The following is a 24,962-nucleotide window of genomic DNA, read 5'->3' on the forward strand; positions in this document are numbered from 1 at the left end:
TTACCAGCGAGTAACATCTCTGGAGGCCTCGATGGCGCGGGACATCTCGACGGTCGGAGTGGTCGGCCTCGGCACCATGGGGGCCGGAATCGCCGAAGTGCTCGCGCGCAGCGGGCTCGACGTCGTCACGGTCGAGCTCGACCAGCCGGGGCTCGAGCGGGGCCGCGGCCACCTGCGGCACTCCACCGAACGGGCGCTCACCGGCGGCAAGCTCGACGAGCCCGGCCGCGAGGCGCTGCTGGAGCGCATCCGGTACAGCACCTCGCTGTCGGATCTGTCCGAAGTGGACCTCGTGATCGAGGCGATCCCGGAAAGCCTCGAGCTGAAGGCCGAGGTGTTCACCGAGCTGGACAAGGTCACCCGGCCGGACGTCGTGTTCGTGTCCAACACCTCGTCGCTGTCGATCACCGAGATCGGCGTGCACACCGCGCGGCCCGGCAAGGTCGTCGGCATGCACTTCTTCAACCCGGCGCCGGTGCTGAAGCTCGTCGAGATCGTGAAGACGGTGGTCACCGAGCCGGAGGTGGTCGCCGAGATCGTCGCGTTCGCCGAACGGCTCGGGAAGACGCCGGTGGTGATCGGCGACCGGGCCGGGTTCATCGCGAACGCGCTGCTGTTCGGCTACCTCAACCACGCGGTGCGGATGTACGAGCAGCGCTACGCCACGCGCGAGGACCTCGACGCCGCGATGCGCTTCGGTTGCGGTTACCCGATGGGGCCGTTGGCGCTGCTGGACCTGATCGGGCTCGACACCGCGTACGAAATCCTCGACACGATGTACCACCAGTCTCGCAACCGCCTGCACGCGCCGGCGCCGCTGCTCAAGCAGATGATCACGGCAGGCCTGCTCGGCCGCAAGACCGGCCGTGGTTTCTACACCTACGACGCACCGGACTCGCCCACCGTGGTCGACTCCGGCAGTGCGTCCACTGTGGACTCCGTGCCGCCGCGCCCGGTCGCGCGGGTGGGCGTGGTCGGCACCGGGACCATGGCCACCGGCATCGCGGAGGTGTTCGCCAAGCGCGGTCTCGACGTCGTGCTGCGAGCCCGCAGCCTGGAGAAGGCGCAGGCGTCGGTCGCGAAGGTGAAGAAGTCGCTCGACAAGGCCGTGGTCAAGGGCAAGCTGTCCGAAGAGGACGCGGCCGCCGCGCTGGCGCGGATCACCCCGGTCACCGACTTCGAGGCACTGGCCGACGTCGACCTGGTCGTCGAGGCAGTCGCCGAAGAGCTTTCGGTGAAGCAGGCGGTGTTCGCCGCGCTGGACGAGGTCGTCCGCCCCGGCGCGGTCCTCGCCACGACGACGTCCTCGCTCCCGGTGATCGAATGCGCGGCGGCGACGTCCCGGCCGTCCGACGTGGTCGGTCTCCACTTCTTCAACCCGGCCCCGGTGATGAAGCTGGTGGAGGTCGTCTCGACGATCGCGACCGCCCCGGACGTGGTGGCGACGGCGAACGCGGTCTGCGGCGCGGTCGGCAAGCACGCCGTCCACTGCGGCGACCGGGCCGGCTTCATCGTCAACGCGCTGCTGTTCCCCTACCTCAACGACGCGGTGAAGATGCTCGAGGCGCACTACGCGGGAGCCAACGACATCGACACGGCCATGAAGGTCGGCTGCGGCCTGCCGATGGGCCCGTTCGAGCTCCTCGACGTCGTGGGCCTGGACGTCTCGCTCGCCATCCAGCGGACGCTGTACAACGAGTTCCGCGAGGAGGGCTTCGCGCCGGCGCCGCTGCTGGAGCACCTCGTGACGGCCGGGCGGCTGGGCCGGAAGACCGGGAAGGGCTTCAAGGACTACTGATCAGCGTCCGGCCACCTCGCCGAGGACCGGTTTCACGTCGAGCACCGGGGTGCCGTCGATCGCCTCCAGGCCCGTCACCGTGAGCGTTCCGTTCTCGACCGCCGTCACCGTGACCGTGTGGAGGCCGATCGGGTTCGGGCGGTCCGGTGAGCGGGTCGAGAACACGCCGGTGCTCGGGCGGTCCGGGTCGCCGCGCGGATGGACCGCCTGGACCGCACGGTCGGCTTCGTGCAGCCAGGTGAGGAGGACCAGGCGGTCGCCGGGGCGGAGGTCGGCTGCCGCGTGGTGGAACTCGGGCGCGATCACCACGCGGGCCGGGGGCGCTCCTTCGTCACCTTGTTTCGGGGCCGCCGAACGGTCCGCGAGCGGCGACTCCACCCACGCGACCGGGTGGACGTCGTAGCTCGTCACTGGTAGTAGCCCTCAACCGGTACGCGGGCCTCGTCGAACAGGGCCGGGCCTTCGAGCTTGTGGTCGCCCCAAGTGACCGGCGGGCGCAGCGTGAGGAACTGCTCGGTCGAGAGCGCGTAGACGACCCGGCCCAGCCCGGACCGTTCGATCGCGCCGGTGCACATCCCGCACGGCTGCGTGCTGGTGAACATCGTGGTCGCCGCCGCGGCTTCCGGGCTCAGGTTCTGCGCCGCCCAGCGGGCCAGCTTCAGCTCCGGGTGGGCCGTGATGTCGTTGTCCGTCAACGACGTGTTGCGGTCTTCGACCAGGACCTGGCCGTCCGCGTCGGCCAGCAGGGAGCCGAAGGGCGGGTTGCCGTGCTCTTCGCGCGCCTCCCGCGCCAGCTCGATCGCCCGCCGCAGCAACGTCAGTTCGGTGTCGTTCACCGGTTCTCCTTCCAGGCCGCGGCCACCGCCGCGAGGTCACGCCACGCCGCCTCCGGGTGGAGGGTTTCGGCGGGGTCCGAGTCGAACGGGTCGAGCACGACGGTGTCCGCGCCCAGGTCCCGCAGCTGCGCCAGGTCGTCGAGGACCTGGTCGAGGGTGCCTTCGCCGGCGCGCCGGTCCGGCCCGGTCACCGGGGCGCCGGTGATCCGCAGGAGGATCCGCGGCGCGAACGACGGCACGGGCCGGTCACCGGCCAGCTTTTCCAGGCGCGCCAAAGATTCCCGGAAGCCCGGCATGGTCATCCGCAGCGGGTGCCACGCGTCGCCGAGCTCCAGCGCCCGGCGCAGCCCGGCGTCGCTGTGCCCGCCGAGCCAGAGCGGGATCGGGCCGGCGCGGTAGTCGTCGTGGTCGGCCCAGGCCGCGCGGATCGCCCGCAGGTACTCGGTGGTGAGCTTCCCGCGCCGCTCGAACGGCACGCCCAGCGCGTCGAACTCCTGCTTCGCCCAGCCGATCCCGGCGCCGATCACCAGCCGGCCGCCGCTGAGCGCGTCGAGGTTCGCCGCCATCCGGGCGACGAGCAGCGGGTGGCGGTACGGCACGACCAGCACGGTGGTGCCCAGCCGCACCCGGCTGGTGATCCCGGCCAGCCAGGACAGCGTCGTGAACGGCTCGTAGAACGGCGCCGGGTACTGGCCGGCGACGTCGGGAGTGATCGCGACGTGGTCGGACACCATCAGCAGGTCGTAGCCGAGCCCCTCGACCGTCTGCGCCCACGCGCGCAGCGCGCCCGGGTCCGTGCCGGGGCCGAAGTTGGGGACGTTCACGCCGATCTTCACCGGGAAAGGCTATCGAGGTCAACGCCCTGATCGGAAGGGAACGATCACGGCGTTGGGACGCTTTCGCCGTGGATCTCGCGGTATGTTCGGCCAATGACCGAGAGTCTCGACCCGACGGACTGGGCCATCCTCGCCGAGCTCCAGCGGGACGCCCGGCTGCCGCTCACCGAGCTCGGCCGGCGGGTGAACCTCAGCGCGTCCGCGGCCACCGAACGGCTCCGGCGGCTCGAGACCGCCGGGGTGATCACCGGCTACCGCGCGGACATCGACCTCGGCAAGGTCGGCTACCCGGTGCTCGCCGTCGTCCGGCTCAAGTACCCCGGCAGCCGCCACGAGCCGCTGCACAAGCTGCTCGCCGACCGCTTCGAGATCCTGGAGTGCCTGCGCACCACCGGCGACGACTGCTACACGCTCAAGATCGCCGCGGCGTCCATGGCCCACCTCGAGCACACCATGGACGAGCTGGCCCAGTTCGGCAGCACGACCACGAACGTCGTCTACAGCCAGACCCTGCCCTACCGCGGACCGCAGGAAGCCGCCCGTGACCTCGAGTCCTGAGCGCATCGTCGTCTACGGCGTGACCGGCTCGGGCAAGTCGACGCTCGCGGCCCGCATCGCCGAACGCACCGGCCTGCCGTACGTCTCGGCCGACGACCTCACCTGGCTGCCGGGCTGGGTTGCGGTCCCCGACGACGAGCAGCGCCGCCGCATCGCCGAGGTGTGCGCGGGGGAGCGCTGGGTTCTCGACGCCGCGTACACCCGGTGGGCGGACGTCGTGCTGCCCCGCGTGCAGCTCATCGTGGGGCTCGACTACCCGCGCTGGCTTTCGCTGGGCCGTCTGGTGCGCCGGACGGCCTGGCGCTCGCTGACCCGCGAGCGCATCTGCAACGGCAACGTCGAGTCGCTCCGCCAGATGTTCTCCACGGACTCGATCATCCGCTGGCACTTCGCGTCGTTCGCGCGGAAGCGGGCACGGATCCGGAGGTGGGCCGCCGAACCGCCGTGCCCCGCGGTCGTCCGGCTGACGTCCCCACGCGGGACCCGCCGGTGGCTTAAAACGCTGTGACGTCAGGAGCTCGGCGGTAGCAGCGGACCGCCGCTCCAATGCTGGAAGACGAGGTTCGTGTGCACCCGGGCGACCTCGTCGCGCGCGGTCAGCTCGTCGAGGACCAGCCGCTGCAGCTCGGCGGCGGAGCTGGTCGCGACGTGCGCGAGGAAGTCGTCCGGCCCGGTCAGGTGGTAGACCGCGCGCACCTCCGGCAGGGACAGCAGGTGCGCGACGAACGGGTCCACAAGCGGCCGCCGGTGCGGGCGCACCTGGACGAACAGGAACGCCTCCAGCGGCCGCCCCAGCTTCGCCGCGTCGACCGACGCGTGCTGGCCGGTGATCACGCCGGTGTCCCGCAGCCGGGCCACGCGGTCGAGGCACGTCGACGGCGCGATGCCGACGGCGGCCGCCAGGTCCTTGTTGGTGATCCGGGCATCGTTCTGCAGCAACCGCAGAATCTCGAGGTCCACCGGGCTCAGTTCGACGGAATCGGGCATCGGCGAATGATATCCGAGACTGTTGCCTTCGGTCCGGGGAAAGATCGAGCATGCTCGTATGACTTCCGCCCTGCGCACCCGAGCCGTCCACGCCGGCCGTGACGACCTCACGGACCTCGGCGTGCACGCCGCTCCGCTCGACCTGTCCACGACCTACCCGTCCCGCGACAGCGCCGCCGAGGCCGCCCGGATCGACGAGTTCGCCGCCGGGGGCGCGGTCGACGGCCCGCCGATCTACGGTCGCGTCGGCAACCCGACCGTCGAACGGTTCGAGCGGGCGCTGGCCGAGCTCGAAGGCTTCGAGCACGGCGTCGCGTTCGCCAGTGGCATGGCCGCCGTCTCGGCCTGCCTGCTTTCCGCCGTGGCGCAAGGGAAACGGCACGTCGTCGCGGTCCGCCCGCTCTACGGCTGCAGTGACCACCTGCTCGAGTCCGGGCTGCTCGGCACCGAGGTCACTTGGGCCGCGCCGGACGCCGTCGCCGCCGCGCTCCGGCCCGACACGGGCCTGGTGTTCGTCGAAACCCCGGCCAACCCGACGCTCGCCGAGGTCGACATCGCCGCCCTGGCCGCGGCCTGTGGTGACGTGCCTTTGGTGGTGGACAACACCTTCGCGACGCCGGTGCTCCAGCGCCCCGGCCGGCACGGCGCGCGGATCGTGCTGCACAGCGCGACGAAGTTCCTCGGCGGCCACGGCGACGTGATGGGCGGGATCGTCGCGTGTGACGCCTCGGAGGCCGCGCGGCTGCGGCAGATCCGCTTCGCCACCGGCGGTGTGCTGCACCCGCTGGCCGGATACCTGTTGCTGCGCGGGCTTTCCACGCTGCCGCTGCGTGTGAACGCGGCGTCCGCCACCGCGGCGACCTTGGCCGCGCGGCTCGGCGACCACCCGGCGGTGACGGCCGTCCACTACCCGCGGCTGGGCGGGCCGCTGGTGGCGTTCGAGGTCGACGGCGACCCGCACGCCCTGATCGGCGCGGTCCGGCTGATCACGCCGGCCGTCAGCCTCGGCAGCGTCGACACGCTGATCCAGCACCCGGGCTCGATCAGCCACCGCATCGTCGACGCCGGCGACCGGCACGACGCCGGGGTGTCCGACCAGCTGATCAGGTTGTCGGCCGGGCTCGAGGACGTCGAGGACCTCTGGCACGACCTCGAGCAGGCGCTGAAGGCGGTTTAGCCGCAGCAGCCGCCGCCACAGCAGCCACCGCCACCGCCGGCCGGGGCCGCGGGACCACTCGCGGCGCCGGTCAGGGCGACGGTGGTGAGCAGCTTGACGGTGTCGTCGTGGCCCTCCGGACAGGCCGCCGGCGCGCTCGATTCGCTCATCGGGCGCAGGAGCTCGAAGGTCTCGGTGCACTCGCGGCAGCGGTAGGCGTAGGTCGGCATGCCGCGATTATCGCCGGAGGGGCCCGCGGATGGGAAGCTGGGCGCGTGCAGCCCCCTTCACTCGCCGGCGTCCCGCACCTCGGCCAGGTCGTCCCGTCCCTGCTCGCCGCGCTGGGGGTGCCCGGCTGCGCCAACACGCTGACGCTGCCGGAGGCGCGCAGTGCCGGGGTGCTGCTCGTCGACGGGCTCGGCTGGGAGCTGCTCGCCGAGCACGCCGCGGACGCCCCGGTGCTGACCGAGCTCGCCCGGGAGTCGCTGCGCGTCGGCTTCCCGTCGACGACGGCGGCCGGGCTGGCCGCCATCGGGACCGGGCTGGCGTCGGGTGAGCACGGGATGGTCGGCTACACCTTCGAAATGCCGGGCACGGGCGTGCTCAACGCGTTGCGCTGGTGCAGCCACGACGACGGCAGCGACCTGCGGGGCGCGCTCCCGCCGCGTGAGGTGCAGCCGCTGGCGACGACGTTCGAACGGGCGGCCGCGGCGGGCATCGACGCGGCGGTGGTGTCGTCCGCGAAGTTCCGCGACACCGCACTGACGATGGCCACCCAGGGCGGCGCGCGCTACGCCGGGGTGCACGCGCTGGGCGACCTCGCCGCGCGGACGTTGTCGGTGCTCGACGGGCGGGCGTTCTGCTACGCCTACCACAGCGAGCTCGACCTGCTCGGGCACGTCTACGGCCCGGGTTCGACCGCGTGGCGGATGCAGCTGCGGCAGATCGACCGGCTCGTCGAGTCCCTTGTGGACGGTCTGCCGGCCGGCGCCCTGCTCGCGGTGGTCGCCGACCACGGGATGGTGACCGTCGAGGACAAGCTCGACCTCGAGGACGTGCCGGAGCTGCTGTCCGGCGTCCGGACCTTCGGGGGCGAGGTGCGGGCCCGGCACGTCTACACCGAGCCGGGCGCGGCCGCGGACGTCCTCGCGGCCTGGCAGGCGGTGCTGGGCGAGCGGGCGTGGGTGCGGTCGCGGGAGGAAGCCGTCGCCGAGGGGTGGTTCGGGCACACGGTCAGCGACCGGGTGCTGCCGCGGATCGGCGACGTCGTCGCGGCCGCGCGCGGGCGGTTCGGGATGGTGCGGGGGCTCGCCGAGGCCGTCGAGACGTCGCTGGTGGGGCAGCACGGTTCGCTGACCACCGCCGAGCAGCTGGTCCCGCTGGCGCTCGCGCAGGGCTGACGTCCCGTTTTCCGGGAATGTGCGCCGGCGGGAACTTTCCCCGCCGGTGTGCCGACCTGTCCACTGCGTACCGGATCGACGGGGAGTGGGCGGGATGAGCGTGCTGGACGGCATCGGTGTGGTCGGGGCGGGCGGCGAGGGACGGGCCGTGGCGGCGTACCTCGCTTCGCGGGGGTTGCCGGTGCACCTGTACACCCGGGATCTCCGGGCCGTGGCGGAGATCGCGCGTCGCCGGGAGATCGTCGCGCGTGGGGTGCTCGCCGGGCGGTTCCCGCTCCGTGAGGTGACCGCGGACCCGGCCGGGCTGGGCGGCCGCGCCGTCGTGCTGGTCGCCACCGTGACCACCGCCTACCCGGAGGTCGCCGCCCGGCTCGCGCCGCACCTCGGCGCCGGGCAGGTCGTGGTGCTGTTCTCCAGCAAGCTCTGCGGGAGCGTCGAGTTCGCCCACGCGCTCGCCGCCGCCGGGGCGCCCGCGGTCGACGTCGTCGAGACGGACGCGCTGTTCGCCGCTCGGCCGGCCGGGACCGACGGGGTGAGCGTGCTCGGCGTCAAGGGCTGGAACCTGCTCTCCGGGTGCACCGCGGCCGCCGTCGGACGGCACGCCGGGCTGCTGCGCGAGTGGTTCCCGATGCTGGAGGTCGCGCGCAACCCCGTCGAACGCGGTCTGCACGACTTCGGCGCGGTCGCGCACGTGCCGATCGCGCTGGCCAACCTCGGCACCATCGACCGCGCCGAGGAACTGCTCTTCTACGTCGAAGGCGTCTCGCCGCGGACGATCGCCCTGCTGGAGCGCACCGAGGCCGAGTTCGCCGCCGTCGCCCGGGCGTACGGCGCGCGGCTGCTGCCGATGACCGAGGTCCTCGACCGCTACTACGGCTGCCCGGCCACGACGCTGCTCGACGCGTTGCGGACCGTGGAGCCGTACCGGACGATCGCCGCGCCGACCAGCCTCGACCACCGGTTCCTCAGCGAGGACATCCGCTCGACCCTCGTGCCGCTGCAGGCGCTCGCGCGGTGCGCCGGCGTCGCCACGCCGATGGTCGACGCCGCGATCACGATCATGTCCGTGCTCGGCGGTGAGGACTTCCGCCGGACGGGCCGGACGCTGGACCGGCTCGGCTGGGAAGGACTCGGCCACGACGGCATCCTGCGCCGGTTGCGGGCCGGTGACCGGGTCGCGGAGCGCGCGGCCTGAGCGCCGACGGGCATCACGCGTGACTGGCCGGGCATCTCGCGTGATTGGAGGGGCATTACGCGTGATTGAGGGGGCATCACATGTGATTGGAAGGTCGACACTCGTGATTGGAGGGTCGACACGCGTACTCAGGTGGACGACTCGCGTACCTGGGTGGACGACACGTGTGGGGTGGAGGTCGCGTCGGGGTGGGCGGGCGGGAGATACCGTTCGGGGGTGCCTCGACGGAATCGTCCCGGCCGCCGGGCGGACGGCGGGCCGCCCGAACGCGAGCTCGGCGCCGCGACCGGCTGGGCCCGCGCGGAAGCCGGGGCCGACGGGGACTGGCTCGTGCGGACCGTGCCCGGCTCGCAGGCCACCAAGTTCTACCGCTGCCCCGGCTGCGACCACGAGATCCGGCCCGGCACCCCGCACCTCGTCGTCTGGCCCGCCGACGAGACCGGCTCGGTCGCCGACCGCCGGCACTGGCACCGGCCCTGCTGGGAAGCCCGCGCCCGGCGGCGGCCGCAACGCCGCCGCTGATTCGCTCTGGAGTTGTCAAACACCGCCCGGCTCAGCGCCGGTAGTGGCGCGACATCGCGCCGTCGTACATCTCCTCCGTGTACTCGGTGAAGCCGAGCCGCTCCGCCACCCGCAGCGACGGCTTGTTCGCGATGCTCACGCTCGCCAGCACCGGCACCGACGGCAGGTCGCGGGCGCACCACTCGAGCACCGCCAGCCCGGCCTCCACCGCGTAACCCTTGCCCCACGCCGAGGGCCGGAACCGGTAGCCGAGGTTCAGCACCTTCTCGCCGTGGAACTCCCGCAGCCGCACGCCGCACATGCCGAGCACCTCGGCGCCCCCGCGTTCGGTCACCGCGGGGTAGCCGAAGCCGTGCTCGGCCCAGTGCGCCAGCCAGTCCGAGAACATCGCCGACGCGGCCGGCACGTCGGGCGGGTCGGGGTGGAACCGGTTGGTGCGCGGATCGGTGTGGATGTCGACCATCGCCCGCCGGTCCGCCTCGTGGAGCGGACGCAGCAGCAGCCGGTCGGTTTCGATGTCGGTGAACACATCGGCGAAGCTAGCGCGGGGGTCCGACAAAAACATCCGACAAAATGGCGCGCATGACCGAACTGCCGCTGGTCCTCCTCCACGCCTTTCCCCTGGACGCCCGCATGTGGAACGCGGTGCGCGAGCCCCTCGCTTCACACCTTCGGGTGATCACTCCGGACCAGCGCGGGCTGGGCCGCTCGCCGCTGCCGGACTCGGACCGCGAACCGGGTCTCGAGGACGCCGCGCGCGACGTCGTCGCCCTGCTCGGCCGCCTGGAGCTGGACCGCGTCGTGCTCGGCGGCTGCTCGATGGGCGGTTACCTCGCGATGGCCGTGCTGCGGCTGGCGCCGGAGCGGGTCGGCGGGCTCGTCCTCATCGACACCAAGGCCGCGCCGGACACGCCGGAGGCCGCGCAGAGCCGGCTGGACGTCGCCAGGCGCGTCGAAGAAGAAGGCATCAAGGGCTGGCTCGCCGAGGCCAACCTGCCGAACCTGCTGGCCGAGTCGACGCGCGAGGAACGTCCCGAGATCGTCGAAACGGTCCGGGAGATCATCGAGTCGCAGCCGCCCGCGGGGATCTCGTGGACGGCGCTGGCGCTGCGGACCCGGCCGGATTCGCTCGACCTGCTCCGGGAAGCGAAGGTGCCCGCGCTGGTCGTCGTCGGCGAGCAGGACCCGATCACGCCGGTCGAGGCAGCGAGCGCGATGAGCGAGGCCATGCCCGGCTCGACGCTCGTGGTGCTGCCGGACGCCGGGCACCTGACCCCGCTGGAGGACCCGGCGGGCGTGGTCGAGGCGATCCTGTCCTGGTACCCGGCGACTCAGGAGAAGTAGGCGGCGAGCGCCGACCGGGCGCCGGGGAGCCGGTGCGGGAACCGGATCGCGATGACGTGCTGCCACACGACCGAGTACAGCTCCCGCACGCGGACCCACGGCTCGAGGGCGGTCTCGTCGAACGAATCGGGGTAGGCGGCGAGGAGCTCCGGGCCGCCCTGCCGGCCGAGGATCCCCAGGTCCCAGGCCAGCGGGCCGAGCCAGGTGTCCTCGAAGTCCAGCCAGCACGGGCCCGCCGGCGTCGCGATCAGGTTCCCGGGGTGCGCGTCGCCGTGCAGCGGCTGCACGGCGACGTCCGGGAGCGTCGTGGCGAGGCGGGCCGCCTCCGCGCGCAACCGGGGTGTTTCGCCGTCGAGGTCCTGCCGCTCGAAGATGCGCTCGAGGTCGTCGAGCGGGCCGCGCCGGGACAGTTCGCCGGGATACTCCCGCAACGCGGCATGCACTTCGGCGAGCGAACGCGCGACGACGTCCGGTGCGTACCGGTGGTCCGGATCGTGCGGGGTGTGGTGCCAGAGCGTGACCGGCAGGCCCTCGGCGAAATGCGGTCCGGCCGGGGGATCCGTGGCCGGTGAGACGACGAGCACACCACGTTCGGTGAGGAACCGGGACAGCGCCACGTCCCGCTCCTGCCACGCCGGACCGGGCCGCGCCAGGCGGGTGGTCCCCGGCACCCGCGCGACCAGCGGACCCAGCTTCACCAGCACGTTCGAGCGCTCGTGGAGCACCTCCGGCTCGTGCTCGCGCAGGCCCAGCCGCGAGGTCACGGTCAGTGCCGCGCGAACCGCGGCGCGCGTGTGTTCGTCGGCCACGGACCGATCTTGCCAGCCGGTGCGCGCGACTGTCGGTAGCGAGGGCTACGATCCCCCTAAGCCGTCGGACCGGGTGTTCCCGGGCCGGTGGCGCGACGATGACCACCACAAGGTTTCAAGTGTTGGAGGCAGGAGTGACGGCCGTAGCCCCCAAGCCGATCGCGACGCGCCCGTACCCCGCGCACGAGTCGGTCAAGGGTTCGTACCTGCTGCGGTTGTTCCGCACGACGGACCACAAGCAGATCGGGATCATGTACCTGGTCACGTCGTTCGCCTTCTTCATGGCGGGCGGCGCGATGGCCATGCTCATCCGCACCGAGCTGGCGCGCCCGGGACAGCAGTTCCTCTCGCAGGAGCAGTACAACCAGCTGTTCACCATGCACGGCACGGTGATGCTGCTGCTGTACGCGACTCCGATCCTCTTCGGCTTCGCGAACTTCGTGCTCCCGCTGCAGATCGGCTCGCCGGACGTCGCGTTCCCGCGGCTGAACGCGTTCTCGTACTGGCTGTACCTCTTCGGCGGCCTGATCGTGCTGTCGGGCTTCCTGACGCCGGGTGGCGCCGCCGACTTCGGCTGGTTCGCCTACACCCCGCTGTCGGACGCGATCCACTCGCCGGGCGTCGGCGCGGACCTGTGGATCTCCGGCCTAGTGGTCTCCGGTCTCGGCACCATCCTCGGCGCGGTCAACATGGTCACCACCGTGGTCTGCCTGCGCGCGCCGGGCATGACGATGTACCGGATGCCGATCTTCACCTGGAACATCCTGGTGACGTCGATCCTGATCCTGCTCGCCTTCCCGATCCTGACCGCGGCCCTGATGGGCCTGCTGGCGGACCGGCATCTGGGCGCGCACGTGTTCGACCCCGAAAACGGCGGCGTGATCCTCTGGCAGCACCTCTTCTGGTTCTTCGGCCATCCAGAGGTCTACATCGTCGCCCTACCGTTCTTCGGGATCGTGTCGGAGATCTTCCCGGTCTTCAGCCGCAAGCCCATGTTCGGCTACAAGAGCCTGGTCTGGGCGACGCTGGCGATCGCGGCGCTGTCGGTCGCGGTGTGGGCGCACCACATGTACGCCACCGGCGCCGTGCTGCTGCCGTTCTTCTCCTTCATGACGTTCCTGATCGCGGTCCCGACCGGCGTGAAGTTCTTCAACTGGATCGGCACGATGTGGAAGGGCCAGCTGTCCTTCGAGACGCCGATGATCTTCTCGATGGGCTTCATCGTCACGTTCCTCTTCGGCGGCCTGACCGGCATCCTGCTGGCCGCGCCGGCGATCGACTTCCACGTGTCGGACAGCTACTTCGTCGTCGCGCACTTCCACTACGTGCTCTACGGCACGATCGTGTTCGCCACCTTCGCCGGCATCTACTTCTGGTTCCCGAAGATCACCGGCCGGATGATGGACGAGAAGCTCGGCAAGTGGCACTTCTGGACCACGTTCATCGGCTTCCACGGCACGTTCCTCGTCCAGCACTGGCTGGGCGCGGAGGGCATGCCGCGGCGGTACGCGGACTACCTGACCAGTGACGGCTTCACGACGCTGAACACGATCTCCACGATCGGCGCGTACATCCTCGGCGCCTCGACGCTGCCGTTCATCTGGAATGTCTTCAAGAGCTACCGGTACGGCGAGATCGTCACGGTGGACGACCCGTGGGGTTACGGCAACTCGCTCGAGTGGGCGACGTCCTGCCCGCCGCCGCGGCACAACTTCACCGAGCTGCCCCGGATCCGCTCCGAGCGGCCGGCCTTCGAGCTGCACTACCCGCACATGATCGAGCGCATCCACAGCGAGGGTGAGATCGGCTTCTTCGGGAAGCAGAAGGGCAACAGCCACGGGGCGCCGTCGCAGGTGCTCACCGAGGCGTTGATCCCGGGAGACCACTCGAACGACAACGCGAGCGAGCAAGGCGACAAGTAGGACCCCTGATCGAGTGAGCGCGTGCCCGGCTTTTGTGAAGCCGGGCACGCGCTCTACTTGTGTCCGGGTCCGGACCGGCAGACTGACCGTGCAGCGTTGCCGAACGAGGGATGACCAGTGAGCCAGACGCCCGTCCTGATCACGACGACCGGCCCCGACAAGCCCGGTGTCTCGTCCGTGCTGTTCGCCGTGCTGACCCGGCACGACGTCGACGTGCTCGACGTCGAGCAGGTCGTCATCCGCGGGCGGCTCGTGCTCGGGGTGCTCGCCGGGGTCTACCGCGACCCGGAGGGCCTGCAGGAGTCGGTCGAGCAGGCGATGGCGTCGGTCGGCATGCAGGTCGACGTCACCATCGGGGCGGCCATCGGGGACGACCCGTTCGCGCTCGGCCGCCGCGACTCCACCCACGTGCTGGTCGTGCTGGGCCGCCCGGTCACCGCGCGGGGTTTTTCCGAGGTCGCGCGCCGGCTGGCGTCGCTCGGCGCCAACATCGACGCGATCCGCAGTGTCGCCGACTACCCGGTGACCGGCCTGGAGCTGTACGTCTCGGTCGAGCAGGACACGCCGGAAGCGGACGCCGCCCTGCGCTCGGAGCTCGCCGACGCCGCCGTCGAGGCCGGGATCGACATCGCCGTCGAGCGGGCCGGGATCACCCGGCGCGCGAAGCGGATGGTCGTCTTCGACGTCGACTCGACCCTGATCCAGGGTGAGGTCATCGAGATGCTGGGCGCGCACGCCGGGGTCGAGCCGGAGATCCGCGAGATCACCGAGGCGGCCATGCGTGGCGAGCTGAACTTCACCGAGTCGCTGGAGCAGCGGGTCGCGCTGCTGGAGGGCCTGCCCGCGACGGCGATCGACGAGGTCGCCGCGTCGATCGAGCTGACGCCGGGAGCGCGCACGACCATCCGCACGCTCAAGCGGATGGGTTTCAAGACCGGGGTGGTGTCCGGCGGGTTCACGCAGGTCATCGGCAGCCTGGTCGAGGACCTCGGCCTGGACTTCGCGGCGGCGAACGAGCTCGAGATCGTCGACGGCAAGCTGACCGGCAAGGTGGTCGGTGAGATCGTCGACCGCGCAGGCAAGGCGAAGGTGCTTCGCCGCTTCGCCGGCGAGTACGACATCCCGCTCGAGCAGTGCGTCGCGGTCGGGGACGGCGCCAACGACATCGACATGCTTTCGGCGGCCGGCATGGGCGTCGCGTTCAACGCCAAGCCCGCGCTGCGCGAGGTGGCCGACACCGCGTTGTCGCACCCGTACCTCGACGCCGTGCTGTTCGTGCTCGGCTTGACCCGGGGCGAGGTCGAAGCGGCCGACGCCGCCGACGGCCTCGAGCTGCTGCGTCCATGAGCAGCGTTCTCGACCCGCTGGGCGCCCGGTACGCCTACTGGCTGGGGCTTCCGGCCGAAGACACGTCGGACACCTCCGACGAGCTCCCGGAGGAAGTCCGGGCGATGCCGGTGATCCTGCGCATCGAACGCGCCGAGCCGCCGGCCCGCACCGCCCTGCTGGAGGCCGCGGCGGCGGCCGCGCTCGCCGTCTGCCTCGACGAGCGCGCCGAGCCCGGCGGGGAGTGGGCCGAGCCGATGCACGCGTGGCTCGACAACCGGATCCGGAAGGTCGCCCGCCGCGCGCGGGGCGCGCACTGGGCTGCGGCCCAGGACTTCCCCGGCATCACCGTCGAGGTCGACGGCGCCGAGGCGCGGGCCCTGGTGCCCGGCCTGGTCACCGAGACGCCCAAGGAGATCGCGCGGCTGCAGATCTCGGGCAGCGAGCTGCCGCCGGACGAGCCGGGCCCGGTCCCGGCCGGCGTGCCGCTGCTCCTGCTCAACCCGCACACGCCGATGACCGTCGGCAAGGCCGCCGCCCAGGTCGGGCACGCCACGATGATCCTCGCCGCGCTGCTGGGCGACGCCGAGCGGGCCGCCTGGGCCGAGCGGGGTTACCGGACGGCGGTGCGCACGGCGAGCGAGGCGCGGTGGAAGGAGCTGCACCCCGGCGACGATCCCGAAGGCGCGTGGCGGCGCGACCGCGTGGTCGCCGTGCGGGACGCGGGGTTCACCGAGGTCGACCCCGGCACCCTCACGATTCTTGCCCAGTGGGAGCCGGAACAAGCAGCTTCCTGAGCCGGTTGGAGCGGGCATGGGACTCGAAGTACAGCGCGACGGGCAGCACTCCTTCGTCGGCCGCAACGAGCGGGGCGCCGAGGTCCGCTTGGGCCGCACGGGCGCCGAAGGGGCGTTCTCACCCGCGGAGCTGCTGCAGATCGCGGCCGCGGGCTGCAGCGCGGTGACGGCCGAAGAGCTGATCACCCGGCGGGTCGGCGAAGACGCGAAGTTCCGCGTCGCCGTCACCGCTGACCGGCGTGAGGGAGCTTCGGAGCTGGACGCGGTCCACGTCGCCTTCGATGTCGACGTGTCGACACTGGCGGAGGATCAGCGGGAAGCGCTGGCCGGCGCGGTGGACCGGGCGATCGAGCGGCTCTGCACGGTGAGCCGGACGCTCAAGAAGGGGATCCCGGTGACGGAGAGCTTCCCGGAGGCCTAGCGGTCGTACGGGATCAGCTCGTCCATCGCGGTGGCGAGCGTGCTGCGCTGCTGGAAGTCCAGGAACGGCAGCAGGACCCCGCATTTGCTGCACGCCCGCGCCAGCTTGGCGGTGAACGTCGGCTCGGCGTGGATGGCGTTCCGCCGCTTGAAGCGCAGTTCCGGGCTGCCCCCGTGCGAGGTGGTGCTGACCAGCTTGCCGAGCGGGCTCAGGCTGCCTTCGGCGCCGCAGACGGGACAGCGCATCTCAGTTCTCGCTGGATTCCCAGACCACGTAGGCCTGGTCGGCGTCCGTGGTCATGGCTTCGATGAACTTCTCGTTGTCGAAGCCCGGAAGCGCCTGCAGGCGCTCGATCAGCGCGTCGGCCGCCGGGTCACCGCTGGGGATCGCCGTGCCCTTGCCGTCGGTGCCCACCAGCATGAAGAAGACGTCTTCGTTCCACGGGCCGTCCGGGATCACCCGCACCATCACCGACGACAGGTCGGACCACGTGACGGCCTCTTCGCTGCCGTCCGCGAGCCGCCGTCGCACGCCGGTGTCGTCGACGCTGACGGTCCGGGACTGGGCGCTGGAGGAATCCTGGCTCAACCGGTGCTCCCTTGTTGCTGTGCCGCTCGTCCTGATCCGACCTCAGCGACGGCCGAACGACTTCGCAGCGGCGGTTACGTCCTGCGTGAGGGCGGGCCTGCTTCGGGTCGGATCAGGACTTGGGTTGCTTCACCGTACCGGTCGGTGTTGTGGACCGCGTCACGCGGGCGCGGCTGCGTCCAGCCGGCGCAGGGCGTCACGCGCCACCTTCGGATCCATCGTCGGCCAGAACGGCGGCAGGGACGCACGGAGGAATCCGCCGTAGCGGGCGTTCGCCAGCCGCGAATCCAGCACCGCGACCACCCCGCGGTCGGTGACCGACCGGTGCAGCCGGCCGGTGCCCTGCGCCAGCAGCAGCGCCGCGTGCGTCGCCGCCACGGTGAGGAAGCCGTTGCCGCCGCGGGCTTCCACCGCGCGCTGGCGCGCCGAGGACACCGGGTCGTCCGGGCGCGGGAACGGGATCCGGTCGACCACCACGAGCTGCAGCGACGGCCCGGGCACGTCGACGCCCTGCCACAGGCTGAGCGTGCCGAACAGGCACGTGCGGACGTCTTCGGAGAACTTCTGGACCAGCAGCGACGTCGCGTCCTCGCCCTGACAGAGGATCGGGAAGTCGAGCCGTCCGCGCATCTCCTCGGCGGCCTGCTTGGCCGCGCGCATCGAGGAGAACAGGCCCAGTGTGCGCCCGCCCGCGGCCTCGACCAGCTCGGCCAGTTCGTCCATTGTGGACGACGCGAGGCCGTCGCGGCCCGGCGGCGGCAGGTGCTTGGCCAGGTAGAGGATCCCGTTGCGCTTGTGGTCGAACGGCGAGCCGACGTCCAGGCCGGTCCACTTCGGGCCGGAGTCGACGTCCGCTGGGACTTCCTTCTCCGTCGCGGCGCCCGGCGCCTGCTCCACGCGCGCCGCGGCCGGCGGGAGCCCCCACTGGCGCGCCATCGTGTCGAACGTGCCGCCCAGGGTCAGCGTCGCCGACGTCAGGATCGTCGTGTGCTGGTTGAACACCCGCTCGCGCAGCAGCCCGGCGACGCCCAGCGGCGCGACCTTCAGCGCCGGCGGCCGCGGGTTCGACGAGTACTTGTCCCCGGAGAGCCAGACGACGTCACGCTGGTGCGCCTGGTCGTCGTCGAACGCCTCCAGCAGGCGGACCGCGGTGTCGTGCACCTCGTCGAGCAGCGAACGCGCCAGCTTGCGCGCGGTGGCCCCTTCGACGTCTTCCTTGCGGTCCGAGCCCAGCGCCGTGATGCAGCGGTGCGCGGCGTCGCGGACCGCCGGGATGGCGCCCTTCAACGGCTGCGGCAGCGCGTCCATCCGGCCCGCGGGCAGGTCGTCGACGATCAGCGCCAGGCCGTCACCCGCCTCCAGCAGGCCGTCGGCGACGTCGGCGTCGATCAGCTTGCCGCAGCGCCGGGCGGCGGCCGCGCACATCGCGCTGGTCAGCTCGCCCGTGGCGACCGAGGTCACCCGGTCGACGAGGTCGTGGGCCTCGTCGATGATCACGACGTCGTGGTCCGGCAGCACCTGGTAGCCCTGCAACGCGTCGATGGCCAGCAGTGCGTGGTTGGTGATGATGACGTCGGCGCGGCCGGCCTCGGCGCGGGCCTTCTCGGCGAAGCAGTCCGTGCCGATCGGGCAGCGCGAAGCGCCGAGACATTCCTTCGCCGTCACCGATACCTGGCGCCACGCCTGGTCGGTGACACCCGGGACGAGCTCGTCGCGGTCGCCGTTTTCAGTGTCCGACGCCCACTCCCGCAGCCGCGTGACCTCCTTGCCGAGGCGCGACACCGCGAACGGGTCGAAGAGCTGGGCGTCCTCCGGCTCGTCCGGCGCGCCGGAGTCCAGCCGGTGCAAGCACATGTAGTTGCGACGGCCCTTGAGGATCGCGAAGGTCGGTTCGCGGCCGAGCGGCTTCTTCAGCGCCTTCGCGAGGCGCGGCAGGTCGCGGTCGACGAGCTGGCGCTGCAGCGCGATCGTGGCCGTGGAGACCACGACCGTGGCCTCCTTTTCGACGGCGTGGCGGATCGCGGGCACGAGGTAGGCCAAGGACTTGCCGGTGCCGGTGCCGGCCTGCACGGCCAGGTGCTCACCGGTGCGGATGGCGCGGCCGACCGCGTCGGCCATCTCGACCTGCCCCGGGCGCTCGGCGCCGCCGACGGACTCCACCGCGTGGGTGAGGAGTTCGAGGACGCCGGGGAAATCAGTTCGAGCGGGCACAGCGACACATTAGCCGCCGGGCCCGACAGGATCGGTGATCCGTCGCGAACGGGCCACTCGCGCCGCTCGGGGAGGGTTGGGGCGGGCCTGGATGGCGGCGGACGCTCGCCGGGCGCGGGGCGGGGGAGGTCGGTGAAGGTGGCCTGCGGTGATGAGGCCGGGCGCGTGGCTGACTGGGCTGGGCGCGGCGAAGGGGGTGGCGTGCGAGGAGGCGGTGGGTGGCGCATGCGGCGAAGTGGGCTGGGCGTGGAGAAGAGGGGCGGCGTGGGATGAGGCCGCAAAGATCAGCCTGCAGTCAAGGGCGAAGGGGACCTCCCCGCGACAGTCGCGGAGAAGTCCCCTTCGAGCCCAACAGAGGCGAGAACGCCCGGTACCTCACTCCTCGGTGCGGCCCGAGACCAGCTTCCAGGTCAGCGGCAGCAGCCCCGCCGCCACGATGATCTTGATCGCGTCGCCCACCAGGAACGGGGTCACGCCCTTGGCGAACGCCGTCGAGAGGTCGAAGCCGGTCGAGGCCATCAGCCATGGCACGCCGAACGCGTAGATCACCATGTTGCCGAGCACCATCGTGCCCGCCGTGCGCAGCGGGGTCCGGTCGCCGCCGCGGCCGGCGAGGGCGCCGACCAGTGCGCCGGCGAAGACGAACCCGACGATGTACCCCGCGCTCGCGCCGGACAGACCCGCGGTGCCGTGCTGGAACCACGGCACGCCCGCCGCGCCGACGAGCAGGTACACCAGCATCGACGCGGCGCCGCGCGACATGCCGAGCGACGCGCCCACGAGCAACGCCGCGAACGTCTGGCCGGTCATCGGCACCGGGCTGCCCGGCACCGGGATCGTCAGCTGCGCGGCGGCTCCGGTGAGCACGGCGCCGCCGGCGACCAGCGCGATGTCCCGGACGAGCGAACCGGGCACGAGGTCGGCCAGCACGGGCCGCCTGCCGGCGAAGGACAGCGAAGACACAAAACCTCCCTGGGTGAGCGGACGCCCGAGGTTAACGCTCGTTACCCCAGGAAAAAGCCGGAAGTTGCGTTCCTCACCGGCCACCCGACCGGGTGGACCCGATCAGGGCGCGGCCCGGGGCTGCCGATGACGAAAGGGGTAACTACGAACAGTCACGAAACTGAGGAGGCCGGTGCATGCGAAACGCCAGGAAGAGGACATTCCGGTTGCTGGCGGTGACCGCACTGACCGTGCCGCTCCTCGCCGCGGCGACCCCCGGGACGTCCACCGGATGGGCGTCTTCGGGCTCACTGGACGTGATGATCGACAACGAGCACGTCATGACCGGTGAGCTGGCCAAATGCACCGTCGACGGCCCGCTGAGCGCGCGGACGCCGGGCGGGGTGACCGGGGACGTCGCCGCGTTCGGCCTCGGGGAGAGCGGGTGCGGGCGCTCGGGCGCCGTCTCGGTCGCGCAGGCGTCCGGGCACCGCTTCGAAGCCAGCGTGCTCAAGCGCTACGGCGGCCCGGTGCTCACCGTGCGCACCTACTCCGCGAAGTGCGCCACGAACGCCACCGGCAGCGGCGGTGAGGTCTCGATCGGCGCGGTCACCGGCATCACCGTGCCCGCGGAGATCCCCGCGAACGACCGGATCGTCATCCCGGGCGGCCCGGCCGGGACGGCGCTCGCGACGGTGATCCTCAACGAGACCGTGACGCCCCAGCCGCCGGACGGCAGCCTCGTGACCCACGCCGTGCACATCAAGCTGTTCCCGCAGGGCGGCCCGGCCAGCGGGGACATCTACCTGGGCACGGCCGCCTGCGACCCCTACGGCAAGAAGTAGCTACGCGGTCGCGAAGCGGCTCGCGGCGGCGACGAACTCGCCGGCCCGCGTGGCCAGGTCCGGCAGGCTGCCGCCCGAGGTCAGCGCGTCGCCGAGCAGCGGGGTCGCCGCCGCCACCGCGATCGCGCCCGAGCGCAGGTAGCCCTCGACGTCGGCCAGGTGGACACCGCCGGTCGGCACCAGCGGGACGTCCGGCAGCGGCGCCCGCACCGCGCGCAGGTACGCGATCCCGCCGACGGCCGCGACCGGGAACACCTTCACCGCGGCCGCGCCGAGCCGCCAGGCCTGGTCGATCTCCGTCGGCGTCAGCGCGCCGCAGACCACCGGGGTGTCCAGCGCCGCCGCGCGCTCCAGGACCGCCGGGTTGACCGTCGGCGTGATCAGGTACGCGGCGCCCGCGTCGACCGCGACGTCCACATCGGACGGTTCGCGGACGCTGCCGGCGCCGATCAGCGCGTCGGCCCCGAGTGCGAGACGCAGCGCGGTGATGGCCGCCGGCGCGCCCGGGGTCGTCAGCGTCGCTTCGAGCAGGCGGATGCCCGCCGCGTGCAGCACCATCGCGGCGTCGGCGAACCGCGACGCGTCCGCCGCGCGCAGGATCGCGACCAGCCGGTGCTCGGCCAGAAGGGCTTTCAGGTCCTTCACGCGACGTGCGCCGTTCCGGTGTGCGTGACGCCGGCTTCGTCGAAGTCCCGCAGCGCGCTGTCGACCGAAGCCCGCGCGATCCCGGCGGTGTGGTCGAGCAGGACGCGCACGCCGAACCCGGCGCGGGCCGCGTCCAGCGCCGTCGCCCGCACGCAGTAGTCGGTCGCGATGCCGACGACGTCGACGTCGGTCACGTCGTGTTCGCGCAGCCAGGCCTCCAGGGACTGCCCGCTCCGGGACGCGCCTTCGAAGCCCGAGTAGGCCGCGCTGTACTCGCCCTTGGAGAACACCTCGCCGATCGGGACGACGTCGAGCGCGGGGTGGAACGACGCCCCGGGCGTGCCGGCGACGCAGTGCGGCGGCCAGCTCTCCTTGAAGTCCGGGGTGTCGCTGAAGTGGGCGCCCGGGTCGATGTGGTGGTCCCGGGTGGCGACGACGTGCGAGTAGCCGCCGGTGGCGCTCAGCGCGGAGATCGTCTCCGCGGCCGCCGCGCCGCCCGCGACAGCCAGCGAGCCGCCTTCGCAGAAGTCGTTCTGCACGTCCACCACGATCAGCGCGGTTGCCATGGTGACCTCCTGTCAGAGGAAGAGGGTCGGGATCGCCGGGTCGCCGTGCGAGAGCTTCAGGCCCTCCCACGGCAGGCTGACCAGGCCGTGGCGCAGCCGTTGCCGCGCGTCGTCGAGCGTAGGCAGGTCCGCCTCCGCGCGGCCGGCGCGGATCAGCGGGATCTGCAGCGGCCGGTCGTTCGGCTGGGGCTCGGGCGCGCCGCCCGCCGTGGTCCAGACGACCTCCTCGACCGCCGTGCCGGTGCCGCGGTGACGCCGCAGCGCGGACTTCCGGCCGCCGCGGGACTCCTTGTGCGCGCTCCGCTTGGCGACCGGCTTGCCGTCCACCTCGACCAGCTTGTAGACCATCCCGGCGGTCGGCGCGCCGGACCCGGTGACCACCGAGGTGCCGACGCCGTACGCGTCCACCGGCTCCGCGCGCAGCGCCGCGATGGCGTGCTCGTCGAGGTCGCCGGAGACGACGATCCGGGTGTCCTTGGCGCCGAGGGAGTCCAGCTGCTCACGCGCGCGGCGGGCGAGCGGGCCGACGTCGCCGGAGTCGATCCGGATCGCGCCCAGCTCCGGCCCGGCGGCGCGGACGGCGCTCTCGATCCCGGCGGTGATGTCGTAGGTGTCGACCAGCAGCGTCGTGTCGGAGCCCATCTTGCTCACCTGCGCGCGGAAGGCCTCCTCCTCGCTGTCGTGCAGGAGCATGAAGGCGTGCGCGACGGTGCCGCGGGTCGGGATGCCGTAGCGGCGGCCGGCTTCGAGGTTGGACGTCGTCGCGAAGCCGGCCAGGTAGGCGGCGCGCGCGGCGGCGACGGCGGCGTACTCGTGCGTGCGGCGCCCGCCCATCTCGATGATCGGCCGGCCGTGCGCGGCGCCGGACATCCGGGCCGCCGCCGACGCGATGGCGCTGTCGTGGTTGAGGATCGACAGCACCAGCGTCTCCAGCAGCACGCACTCGGCGAACGAGCCGGTGACGGTGAGGATCGGCGAGCCGGGGAAGTACAGCTCACCCTCCGGGTAACCGTCGAGGTCACCGGCGAACTCGTAGTCCGCGAGCCAGGCCAGCGTCGCGTCGTCGACGACGGCGGTCGCCTCCAGCTGCGCCAGCTCGGCGTCGGTGAAGCGGAAGTCCGCGATCGCGTCCAGGACGCGGGCGGTGCCGGCGACGACGCCGTAGCGGCGCCCGTCCGGCAGGCGCCGGGCGAACACCTCGAACACGCAGGGGCGCGCGTGCGTCCCGTCGGCGAGCGCGCTGCCCAGCATGGTCAGCTCGTAGTGGTCGGTGAGCAGCGCAGTGCTGGCCGTGGCCGGCTCCGGTGAACCCATGTGGTCAGCCTATTCACCCACATGGCCGGACCTGGCGCGGCATACCCCGTCACCCCCGTGACACCATGGGTGCATGTCCACGCCTGTCGCATCCGAACAGACGCAGGTCGAACCGGCCGGGGCCGAGGTCGCGGAGTCGGACACCCCCTGGCGGACCGTGGTCTGGAACGACCCGGTGAACCTGATGTCGTACGTGACGTACGTCTTCCAGAAGCTGTTCGGCTACAGCCGCGACCACGCCACCAAGCTGATGATGGACGTGCACCACAAGGGCAAGGCGATCGTGTCGTCGGGCAGCAAGGAGAAGGTGGAGACGGACGTGGCGAAACTCCACGCGGCGGGCCTGTGGGCCACCATGGAGCAGCCTTCGTGAACGGCTGGCGGCGCAAGGGCGCGGTCATCCACGCGGGCTTCGAGCAGCAGGAGGCCGCCGTGCTGCGCGGCCTGGTCAGCCAGCTCGAGGACATGCTCACCGCGCGCGCAGAAGAGGCGCCGCAGGACGAGCTCGCCGAGCTGACCGGCATCCGGACCGGGCCCACCGAGTCCCCGGACGACCCGGTGCTCTCGCGGCTGCTGCCGGACTTCCACAAGCTCGACCCGGACAACCCGACCCGCGAGGACCTCGACTCCGCGTCGGCGATGCGTTCGCTGCACGAGCCGGAGCTGCTCGACATCAAGGTCGGCGTGGCCAAGATCGTGCTCGACACGCTGCCCCGCGACGGCGGCCACGTCCGGCTGACCGAGGAGCAGGCCGACGCCTGGCTGGGCGCGCTCAACGACGTCCGGCTGGCGCTGGGCACCGCCCTCGACGTCACCGAAGACATGCCGGACGAGCTGCCCGAGGACGACCCGCGGGCGCCCCACCTGGGCGTCTACCACTGGCTGACCTGGGTGCAGGAGACGCTGATCCAGGCGCTGACCGGATGATCACCGACGTCGCCGGGGTGCTCGTCGGGCACCACGAGCGGATCGGTGACGGCTGGGCGACCGGGACGACGGTGGTCCTGGTGCCGGATGGCGCGGTCGGGGCCGTCGACCAGCGCGGTGGCGCGCCCGGCACCCGCGAGACGAACCTGCTCGAGCCGGAGAACCTGGTGCAGCGGGTCAACGCCGTCTGCCTCTCGGGCGGAAGCGCGTACGGCCTGGCCGCGGCCGACGGCGTCATGCGGTGGCTGGCGGAGCGCAACCTCGGGTTCCCCGTCGGGGCGCAGCCGCACGAGGTCGTGCCGATCGTGCCCGCGGCGGTGCTGTTCGACCTCCCGCGCAGCGAGTGGGGCAACCGGCCCGACGCGGCCTTCGGCTACGCGGCCTGCGAGGCGGCCGCTCCGGGCCCGGTCGCGCAGGGCACGGTCGGGGCGGGTGCGGGCGCCGCCGTCGGGTCGCTGAAGGGCGGCATCGGCACGGCGAGCGAAGTGGTGGGCGAGTTCACCGTGGGCGCGCTGGCGGCGGTCAACGCGGCCGGGGAAGCCGTCGACCTCTCGACCGGCCGCGCGTACGCCGCCGACCACGGCGACTTCGGCGTCACCTGGCCCTCGCGGCCCGCGGACCTGCCGTCGAAGCGGACGGACCTGAACACGACGATCGGCGTGGTCGCGGTCGACGCGGCGCTGTCGAAGGCCGAGGCGCGGCGGATCGCCGTCGCGGCGCAGGACGGGCTCGCCCGCGCGGTCCGCCCGGCGCACTCGATGTTCGACGGCGACACGGTGTTCGCGCTGGCCACGGGCGCGCACGAGCTGCCGGACGCGAGCGGCCCGTTCGGCGCGGCGGCCCGGCCTGCGGCGCTGGACACGCTGTGCGCGGCGGCCGCCCGGGTGTTCGCGCGGGCGATGGTGCACGGCCTGCTGGCGGCGACCACCGCGGGCGGGGTGCCGGCCTACCGGGACGTCTGGCCGGAGGCCTTCGGCTGAGCCGGTGTGCGCCGCAGCACAGCATCTCACGATATGG

At 72.2% G+C, this 24,962-nt stretch carries 30 protein-coding genes; 16 read left to right on the top strand and 14 right to left on the bottom strand.

Annotation, left to right across the window (positions count from 1 at the left end; genetic code table 11):
• Window positions 1–31 precede the first annotated feature (31 nt).
• On the top strand, window positions 32–1,798 hold the full coding sequence (locus ACZ63E_RS14540) for a 3-hydroxyacyl-CoA dehydrogenase family protein (protein ID WP_465336397.1): 1,767 nt from the start codon (window positions 32–34) through the stop codon (window positions 1,796–1,798).
• Here ACZ63E_RS14540 and tsaA read toward each other — a convergent pair whose 3' ends face one another.
• The 3 genes from tsaA to ACZ63E_RS14555 are packed head-to-tail and all read right to left on the bottom strand — an operon-like array spanning window position 1,799 to window position 3,470.
• Window positions 1,799–2,209, bottom strand: coding sequence for a tRNA (N6-threonylcarbamoyladenosine(37)-N6)-methyltransferase TrmO (tsaA, locus tag ACZ63E_RS14545; RefSeq protein ID WP_465336398.1), 411 nt, complete (start codon window positions 2,207–2,209; stop codon window positions 1,799–1,801). It lies immediately after the preceding gene.
• Complete coding sequence (locus tag ACZ63E_RS14550; protein WP_465336399.1) at window positions 2,206–2,634, bottom strand: nucleoside deaminase; 429 nt, start codon at window positions 2,632–2,634, stop codon at window positions 2,206–2,208. Before ACZ63E_RS14550 ends, tsaA begins: the two co-directional genes overlap by 4 nt.
• On the bottom strand, window positions 2,631–3,470 hold the full coding sequence (locus ACZ63E_RS14555) for an LLM class flavin-dependent oxidoreductase (RefSeq protein ID WP_465336400.1): 840 nt from the start codon (window positions 3,468–3,470) through the stop codon (window positions 2,631–2,633). The genes ACZ63E_RS14550 and ACZ63E_RS14555 overlap by 4 nt, the downstream gene beginning before the upstream one ends.
• A 93-nt stretch (window positions 3,471–3,563) precedes the next feature.
• Here ACZ63E_RS14555 and ACZ63E_RS14560 point away from each other — a divergent pair, with 93 nt between their 5' ends.
• Window positions 3,564–4,028, top strand: a complete 465-nt coding sequence (locus ACZ63E_RS14560; RefSeq protein ID WP_465336401.1) for an Lrp/AsnC family transcriptional regulator — start codon at window positions 3,564–3,566, stop codon at window positions 4,026–4,028.
• On the top strand, window positions 4,012–4,536 hold the full coding sequence (locus tag ACZ63E_RS14565) for a P-loop NTPase family protein (protein ID WP_465336402.1): 525 nt from the start codon (window positions 4,012–4,014) through the stop codon (window positions 4,534–4,536). Before ACZ63E_RS14560 ends, ACZ63E_RS14565 begins: the two co-directional genes overlap by 17 nt.
• Before the next feature lie 2 nt (window positions 4,537–4,538).
• Here ACZ63E_RS14565 and ACZ63E_RS14570 read toward each other — a convergent pair whose 3' ends face one another.
• Window positions 4,539–5,015 carry an Lrp/AsnC family transcriptional regulator gene (locus ACZ63E_RS14570; RefSeq protein WP_465312647.1) on the bottom strand — a complete coding sequence of 159 codons (477 nt, stop codon included), beginning with the start codon at window positions 5,013–5,015 and terminating at the stop codon, window positions 4,539–4,541.
• A 58-nt stretch (window positions 5,016–5,073) separates the two neighbouring features.
• On the opposite strand from ACZ63E_RS14570, the gene ACZ63E_RS14575 reads away from it, so the two are divergent.
• Window positions 5,074–6,192, top strand: coding sequence for a trans-sulfuration enzyme family protein (locus ACZ63E_RS14575; RefSeq protein WP_465312646.1), 1,119 nt, complete (start codon window positions 5,074–5,076; stop codon window positions 6,190–6,192).
• Here the strand turns inward: ACZ63E_RS14575 and ACZ63E_RS14580 are convergent.
• Entirely contained in the window at window positions 6,189–6,401 is a 213-nt protein-coding gene (locus ACZ63E_RS14580; RefSeq protein WP_465336403.1) for an FmdB family zinc ribbon protein, read from the bottom strand. The genes ACZ63E_RS14575 and ACZ63E_RS14580 overlap by 4 nt on opposite strands.
• Window positions 6,402–6,446: 45 nt before the next feature.
• Here ACZ63E_RS14580 and ACZ63E_RS14585 point away from each other — a divergent pair, with 45 nt between their 5' ends.
• From ACZ63E_RS14585 to ACZ63E_RS14595, 3 genes are all read left to right on the top strand, one after another.
• On the top strand, window positions 6,447–7,571 hold the full coding sequence (locus tag ACZ63E_RS14585; protein ID WP_465336404.1) for an alkaline phosphatase family protein: 1,125 nt from the start codon (window positions 6,447–6,449) through the stop codon (window positions 7,569–7,571).
• A 94-nt stretch (window positions 7,572–7,665) separates the two neighbouring features.
• Window positions 7,666–8,766, top strand: a complete 1,101-nt coding sequence (locus ACZ63E_RS14590) for an NAD/NADP octopine/nopaline dehydrogenase family protein (protein ID WP_465336405.1) — start codon at window positions 7,666–7,668, stop codon at window positions 8,764–8,766.
• A gap of 216 nt (window positions 8,767–8,982) precedes the next feature.
• Window positions 8,983–9,288 carry a hypothetical protein gene (locus tag ACZ63E_RS14595; RefSeq protein ID WP_465312642.1) on the top strand — a complete coding sequence of 102 codons (306 nt, stop codon included), beginning with the start codon at window positions 8,983–8,985 and terminating at the stop codon, window positions 9,286–9,288.
• A 31-nt stretch (window positions 9,289–9,319) separates the two neighbouring features.
• Here ACZ63E_RS14595 and ACZ63E_RS14600 read toward each other — a convergent pair whose 3' ends face one another.
• Window positions 9,320–9,853, bottom strand: coding sequence for a GNAT family N-acetyltransferase (locus ACZ63E_RS14600; RefSeq protein ID WP_465336406.1), 534 nt, complete (start codon window positions 9,851–9,853; stop codon window positions 9,320–9,322).
• Window positions 9,854–9,870: 17 nt separating this feature from the next.
• On the opposite strand from ACZ63E_RS14600, the gene ACZ63E_RS14605 reads away from it, so the two are divergent.
• Window positions 9,871–10,632 (top strand): alpha/beta fold hydrolase, encoded by a 762-nt coding sequence (locus tag ACZ63E_RS14605; RefSeq protein ID WP_465336407.1) that lies wholly within the window; start codon window positions 9,871–9,873, stop codon window positions 10,630–10,632.
• On the opposite strand, the gene ACZ63E_RS14610 is transcribed toward ACZ63E_RS14605, so the two are convergent.
• Window positions 10,620–11,441: a phosphotransferase gene (locus ACZ63E_RS14610; protein ID WP_465336408.1), complete on the bottom strand. Its 822-nt coding sequence runs from the start codon at window positions 11,439–11,441 to the stop codon at window positions 10,620–10,622. The two genes, ACZ63E_RS14605 and ACZ63E_RS14610, sit on opposite strands and share 13 nt — an antisense overlap.
• A gap of 134 nt (window positions 11,442–11,575) precedes the next feature.
• On the opposite strand from ACZ63E_RS14610, the gene ctaD reads away from it, so the two are divergent.
• The 4 genes from ctaD (at window position 11,576) to ACZ63E_RS14630 (ending at window position 15,907) form a co-directional block, all read left to right on the top strand.
• Window positions 11,576–13,363 carry an aa3-type cytochrome oxidase subunit I gene (ctaD, locus tag ACZ63E_RS14615; RefSeq protein ID WP_465336409.1) on the top strand — a complete coding sequence of 596 codons (1,788 nt, stop codon included), beginning with the start codon at window positions 11,576–11,578 and terminating at the stop codon, window positions 13,361–13,363.
• 117 nt (window positions 13,364–13,480) lie between these two features.
• On the top strand, window positions 13,481–14,710 hold the full coding sequence (serB, locus tag ACZ63E_RS14620) for a phosphoserine phosphatase SerB (protein WP_465336410.1): 1,230 nt from the start codon (window positions 13,481–13,483) through the stop codon (window positions 14,708–14,710).
• Window positions 14,707–15,486, top strand: coding sequence for a peptidyl-tRNA hydrolase (locus ACZ63E_RS14625; RefSeq protein WP_465336411.1), 780 nt, complete (start codon window positions 14,707–14,709; stop codon window positions 15,484–15,486). Before serB ends, ACZ63E_RS14625 begins: the two co-directional genes overlap by 4 nt.
• Window positions 15,487–15,502: 16 nt before the next feature.
• The gene (locus ACZ63E_RS14630; RefSeq protein ID WP_465336412.1) at window positions 15,503–15,907 is read left to right on the top strand and encodes an OsmC family protein; all 405 of its coding nucleotides are present in this window, start codon (window positions 15,503–15,505) and stop codon (window positions 15,905–15,907) included.
• Here ACZ63E_RS14630 and ACZ63E_RS14635 read toward each other — a convergent pair.
• From ACZ63E_RS14635 to ACZ63E_RS14650, 4 genes are all read right to left on the bottom strand, one after another.
• The gene (locus tag ACZ63E_RS14635; protein WP_465336413.1) at window positions 15,904–16,152 is read right to left on the bottom strand and encodes a hypothetical protein; all 249 of its coding nucleotides are present in this window, start codon (window positions 16,150–16,152) and stop codon (window positions 15,904–15,906) included. The genes ACZ63E_RS14630 and ACZ63E_RS14635 overlap by 4 nt on opposite strands.
• A 1-nt stretch (window position 16,153) precedes the next feature.
• Window positions 16,154–16,495: a hypothetical protein gene (locus ACZ63E_RS14640; RefSeq protein WP_465312632.1), complete on the bottom strand. Its 342-nt coding sequence runs from the start codon at window positions 16,493–16,495 to the stop codon at window positions 16,154–16,156.
• Window positions 16,496–16,654: 159 nt separating this feature from the next.
• Complete coding sequence (locus ACZ63E_RS14645; RefSeq protein WP_465336414.1) at window positions 16,655–18,706, bottom strand: ATP-dependent DNA helicase; 2,052 nt, start codon at window positions 18,704–18,706, stop codon at window positions 16,655–16,657.
• Window positions 18,707–19,081: 375 nt separating this feature from the next.
• Complete coding sequence (locus tag ACZ63E_RS14650) at window positions 19,082–19,669, bottom strand: biotin transporter BioY (RefSeq protein WP_465336415.1); 588 nt, start codon at window positions 19,667–19,669, stop codon at window positions 19,082–19,084.
• Window positions 19,670–19,875: 206 nt separating this feature from the next.
• On the opposite strand from ACZ63E_RS14650, the gene ACZ63E_RS14655 reads away from it, so the two are divergent.
• On the top strand, window positions 19,876–20,493 hold the full coding sequence (locus ACZ63E_RS14655; protein WP_465336719.1) for a choice-of-anchor P family protein: 618 nt from the start codon (window positions 19,876–19,878) through the stop codon (window positions 20,491–20,493).
• On the opposite strand, the gene ACZ63E_RS14660 is transcribed toward ACZ63E_RS14655, so the two are convergent.
• From ACZ63E_RS14660 to ACZ63E_RS14670, 3 genes are read right to left on the bottom strand one after another with little or no spacing between them, the layout of a single operon-like run.
• Entirely contained in the window at window positions 20,494–21,138 is a 645-nt protein-coding gene (locus ACZ63E_RS14660; RefSeq protein WP_465336416.1) for a bifunctional 4-hydroxy-2-oxoglutarate aldolase/2-dehydro-3-deoxy-phosphogluconate aldolase, read from the bottom strand.
• On the bottom strand, window positions 21,135–21,704 hold the full coding sequence (locus ACZ63E_RS14665; RefSeq protein ID WP_465336417.1) for an isochorismatase family protein: 570 nt from the start codon (window positions 21,702–21,704) through the stop codon (window positions 21,135–21,137). Before ACZ63E_RS14665 ends, ACZ63E_RS14660 begins: the two co-directional genes overlap by 4 nt.
• 12 nt (window positions 21,705–21,716) lie before the next feature.
• Complete coding sequence (locus ACZ63E_RS14670) at window positions 21,717–23,018, bottom strand: nicotinate phosphoribosyltransferase (RefSeq protein ID WP_465336418.1); 1,302 nt, start codon at window positions 23,016–23,018, stop codon at window positions 21,717–21,719.
• A gap of 73 nt (window positions 23,019–23,091) precedes the next feature.
• On the opposite strand from ACZ63E_RS14670, the gene clpS reads away from it, so the two are divergent.
• The 3 genes from clpS to ACZ63E_RS14685 are packed head-to-tail and all read left to right on the top strand — an operon-like array spanning window position 23,092 to window position 24,925.
• On the top strand, window positions 23,092–23,391 hold the full coding sequence (gene clpS / locus ACZ63E_RS14675; RefSeq protein WP_465312625.1) for an ATP-dependent Clp protease adapter ClpS: 300 nt from the start codon (window positions 23,092–23,094) through the stop codon (window positions 23,389–23,391).
• Window positions 23,388–23,945 carry a DUF2017 domain-containing protein gene (locus ACZ63E_RS14680; RefSeq protein WP_125313000.1) on the top strand — a complete coding sequence of 186 codons (558 nt, stop codon included), beginning with the start codon at window positions 23,388–23,390 and terminating at the stop codon, window positions 23,943–23,945. The genes clpS and ACZ63E_RS14680 overlap by 4 nt, the downstream gene beginning before the upstream one ends.
• A complete protein-coding gene (locus ACZ63E_RS14685) occupies window positions 23,942–24,925 on the top strand; it encodes a P1 family peptidase (protein WP_465336419.1) in 984 nt (327 codons plus the stop codon). Before ACZ63E_RS14680 ends, ACZ63E_RS14685 begins: the two co-directional genes overlap by 4 nt.
• Window positions 24,926–24,962: the final 37 nt, after the last annotated feature.

This window comes from Amycolatopsis sp. NPDC104819 (assembly GCF_055583145.1).